The 4069-nt window shown below is 61.5% G+C and carries 5 protein-coding genes; all 5 read left to right on the top strand.

What is annotated here, in order from left to right; translation table 11 throughout:
- Positions 1–1160: phosphate ABC transporter substrate-binding protein (locus FJ398_26460; protein ID MBM3841428.1), on the top strand; the 1160-nt coding region annotated here is incomplete at its 5' end.
- 124 nt (positions 1161–1284) lie between these two features.
- Positions 1285–2280 carry a phosphate ABC transporter permease subunit PstC gene (gene pstC, locus FJ398_26455; protein ID MBM3841427.1) on the top strand — a complete coding sequence of 332 codons (996 nt, stop codon included), beginning with the start codon at positions 1285–1287 and terminating at the stop codon, positions 2278–2280.
- Positions 2281–2404: 124 nt separating this feature from the next.
- Positions 2405–3283, top strand: coding sequence for a phosphate ABC transporter permease PstA (pstA, locus tag FJ398_26450; protein MBM3841426.1), 879 nt, complete (start codon positions 2405–2407; stop codon positions 3281–3283).
- Positions 3284–3297: 14 nt separating this feature from the next.
- A complete protein-coding gene (locus FJ398_26445; protein MBM3841425.1) occupies positions 3298–3552 on the top strand; it encodes a hypothetical protein in 255 nt (84 codons plus the stop codon).
- Positions 3553–3561: 9 nt separating this feature from the next.
- A partial coding sequence (locus tag FJ398_26440) for an ATP-binding cassette domain-containing protein (protein MBM3841424.1) occupies positions 3562–4069 on the top strand: 508 nt, incomplete at its 3' end.

Raw genomic sequence — 4069 nt, 5'->3', positions numbered from 1 at the left:
GCGCCTCGCCATCCGGCCTTTGGCGCGAAAACAGGACCCCGCGGAATTTTCGGACACGCTCTGAGGAGAAACGAAGCCAGAAAGCGAAATCGCCCCAGCCCTCCGGGGCGGGGCGGCGCCTGGCCGGCTGCGGCGTTGCTCGTCGGTCACAGCCCCAAGACGGGGATGCTCCCTCCTCGCGCCTTGCATCCGGCCAGGCGGCGCTCCCACCAAAACCGGAAGTTATTTTTGCACAGACCCTTACCCGTTCAGGGGCGGTGTGGAAGCTCTCCCTGCTCACCGTCGTCGCGGCCCTGACGGGCTGCGGCCCAAAAGAATCGACCGCTCCTGGAGCTGGCGGCGGCCAGCCAACCGTGAGGAGCCAGAAGCCGGTTGAAATCCGCGTCAAAGGCTCGGACACGATGGTGCAACTGGCCACCGCCTGGGCCGAGGCCTACCGCAAGGTCAAGCCGAACGTGTTCGTGAACGCCAGCGGCGGCGGGAGCGGCACCGGTATCGCGGCCCTGCAGAACAACACCACCGACATCTGCAATGCCTCGCGGGACATTAAGAAAGAGGAGGCTGAGAAGGTGAAAGCGGTCTCGGGCAAGGAAGTGAAGGAGTTCGTCGTCGCCTTCGATGCCCTGGCCGTTTATTCGCACCCATCCAATCCGATGCAGGAGATCTCCGTTGATGAGTTGCGCGAGATTTGGGCTGAAGACGGGGCGATCACCACGTGGGACCAAATCAATCCCGCGAGGAATGGAAAGTTCGTGCTCTTCGGCCGGCAAAATAATTCGGGCACCTACGACTACTTCCGCCAGCACGTCTGCGGCAAGAAAGATGGCAAGCAGCGCGAATTCCGCGGCGGCATCAGCGAGATGAACGGCTCGGCCGAAGTCGTGGAGAACATCGCAAAGACCCCGCTGGGCCTTGGCTACAGCGGCATGGGTTACAAGACACCGAGCGTGAACTGGCTGAAGGTCTCGAACAAGAAGGGCGAGCCGGCCATTGAGCCAAGCCTGGAATCGGCGCGCAGCGGCCAATATCCGATCGCGCGGAAACTCTACCTGTACACGGCCGGCGAACCTACAGGTGAGGTCAAGGCTTACCTCGATTGGATTCTTTCGCCTGAAGGCCAGAAGATCGTCGAGAAAGAAGGCTTCGTGCCGTTGAAGTAACCGCCCGGGCCTGGACGCCGGCGAACTTGGCGCCACGGCTTAGTGATTCGTTCGTTCACCGTTATGAGAACGTCCCGTTCCCCCTCACCCCGGCCCTCTCCCTCTGGGAGAGGGAGCCATTCCCATGACTGAACCTCAAACAGGCAGCGCGAGGAAAAGATTCCGATTCTTCGACGCGCTCGAAAAACCGATCGAGATTCTGATCCGGTTGTGCGGCTGGAGCAGCATTATCGGCATCGCCGCGATTTTCCTGTTCATCTTCAAAGAGGCGGCGCCCATGGTGCCGAAGCTCGATTGGGCCCACTTCTTCACCAGCCCGCGCTGGATTCCCAACCCGGCGCCGGGCAATCCGCCGAGCTTTGGCGCCTGGGCGTTGCTGGTCGGCACGTTCACAACCACGTTTATCGCGTTGATCATCGCGGTTCCGGTGGGACTCGGTGCGGCGGTCTATGTTTCGGAGTTCGCCAAAGGCAAAGTAAAGGAGACGCTGAAGATCGTGATCGAATTGCTCGCGGCGATTCCTTCCATTGTGTGGGGCTTTATCGGGCTGATGGTTTTGGGGCCGATCATTAAGGACATTTTCACGGCGGCGCCAGGGAGCCTGTGGGGCAAGATCATGGTCGGCCTTCACCTGGCCAGCTCAGAGACCGGCGCCTCCCAAGGCACGAACTTGCTGACCGGCGGCGTCATTCTCGCGCTCATGAGCGTGCCGCTGGTGGTCTCGCTTTCCGAAGACGCGCTTCGCGCGGTGCCGGATTCATTCCGCGAAGCCGCGCTGGCGCTCGGCGCGAATACGTGGGAAACGGTGCGCCGCGTTTTGTTTCCCGCGGCCCGCAACGGTTTGCTGGCCGCGTGCATGCTCGGCATGGGCCGCGCGATTGGCGAGACCATGGCCGTGCTGCTCGCCACCGGGCACAACAACCGCATCCCGCAAGCGCTCACGGACCCGGTTCGCACCATGACCGCGACGATCGCCGCAGAGATGGGTGAAACCGTGCATGGCAGCGAGCATTATCGAGTGCTGTTCATCCTCGGCATCGTGCTTTTCATCGCCACCTGCGGCATTAACGTCGCCTCTGATCTGATCGTGAAAGGGGTTAAGAAAGCGAACAAGGGGTGACATGAGCGCCGGGTCCGAAACTTCCACCACGCTGGTCGGGGTCGCTTCATTCGAGGCCAATCCTTTTGCGCAAAGTGAATTCGAGCGCCGCAAGACCCGGCGCGCCACCTGGAACAAACGGCTGATGTTCGCCTTTTGCGCGGTGTTGGTCATCCCGCTCGGGGCCATTCTGGTGGACATATTCGTCAAAGCTGCTCCCGTGCTTTCTCTCGATTACCTGTGGCGGAATCCAGTCAACATCGCCAAGGAAGGCGGGCTCTGGGCGCCGCTGGTCGGCACTTTCTATCTCGTCCTGGGATCCCTGATCTTCGTGGCGCCCGTCGGGATTCTCGCCGCGATTTATCTGAGCGAGTACGCGAAGGAAGGCTGGCTAAACCGCACGATCAGCATCACGGTCACCAGCCTGGCTGGCGTGCCCAGTATTGTGCACGGCCTGTTCGGCCTGGGCGCCTTCGTCCTGGTCATGCTTCCGGCGGTCAACCGCGTGATCGCAGACCCGAATCAACCTGCGACCGGATGGAAGGCTGGACTGCTCACCGCCTCGCTCACCATTGCGGTCATGAATCTGCCCGTCATCATCACCAGCACCCGCGAAGCCCTCGGCGCCGTGCCCATCGCCTTCCGCGAAGCGTGCTGGAACCTGGGCGCTACGCGATGGCAAACGATCCGCACGATCGTCCTGCCCAATTCGTTCAGTGGCATCCTCACCGGCATCATTCTCACCGTGTCCCGCGCGGCGGGCGAGACCGCGCCGATTCTCTTCACCGGCGCCACGTTTTTCAAATTTGTGGCGGACCACGGCTGGGACAAACTTTTCCCTTACTCACCGGGCGAGCCGTTCATGGCGATGTCGATGCACCTGAATATCATTGCCAACCAGATTTCCCAGATGCCCGAAGTCATGAAATTCGGGAGCGCAGCCGTGCTGATCGGGCTAATCCTCTTCATCAACAGCTTCGCCATCGTCCTGCGCGTCTGGCTGCGCGGCCGCAAGCGGTGGTAAGCTGGCGAAAGCGAATGACCGCGAATGAACGCGAAGAAACGCGAATCACGGAAGACCTTGCATTCAGAGTGCGTTTTGAAAATGCCTTTTGGGTGGAACAGGCCACTGGCCTGTTGCGGCAGGCTACCAGCCTGCCGCAATGTTCGGCGGCAAGTTGCCGCCGAAAACGGGCTGGTAGCCCGTTCCACCCATTTTCAAAACACACGCTCAGGCGACAGGCAGGCAGGCGCGGTGGTTTCTGGTTGCGCGTCGTTGTTTTCCAGAAGTGACCATTCGACATGACTTCTTGCCCCCACATCGAGTTCCGTGGCGTCTCCGCGTTCTACGGCTCGAAGCAGGTGTTGAAAGACCTCCGCTTCACCGTGCCGCGCAACAGTGTGCTCGGCGTCATCGGGCCGGCCAATTCCGGCAAGACCACGATGATGAAGATCATCAACCGCACGCTGGACTTCGTGGGCGGCGCGCGGTTCACCGGCGAAGTGCTCATCCAGGGCGAAAACATCGCCGAACTGCGCAACCCGAACGAACTCCGCCGGCGCATCGGTGTGGTCTTTCCTTTGCCCGTCGGGCTGCCCCTGACCATTTACGAAAACGTCGCTTACGCGCCGCGACGCATGGGCATCACGGCGAGAGCCGCGCTGGATGAGATTGTGGAGCGCTGTCTGCGCCTGGCGGTGTTGTGGGATGAAGTCAAGGACCGCCTCGGCATGCTCGGGACGCGTCTTTCCGGCGGCCAGCAACAGCGTCTCACGCTGGCGCGGGCGCTGTCGCTCTCGCCGGAGATTC

This window comes from Verrucomicrobiota bacterium, from assembly GCA_016871535.1.
GTDB lineage: Bacteria > Verrucomicrobiota > Verrucomicrobiia > Limisphaerales > SIBE01 > VHCZ01.
The sequence above is the reverse complement of the archived record's forward strand: the minus strand, read 5'-3'. Positions and strand labels throughout refer to the sequence as shown.

Coding starts and splice junctions, on each gene's coding strand:
- FJ398_26445 (MBM3841425.1), top strand. CDS start 3,298: ATGACCGCGAATGAACGCGAAGAAACGCGAATCACGGAAGACCTTGCA.
- pstA (MBM3841426.1), top strand. CDS start 2,405: ATGTTCGCCTTTTGCGCGGTGTTGGTCATCCCGCTCGGGGCCATTCTG.
- pstC (MBM3841427.1), top strand. CDS start 1,285: ATGACTGAACCTCAAACAGGCAGCGCGAGGAAAAGATTCCGATTCTTC.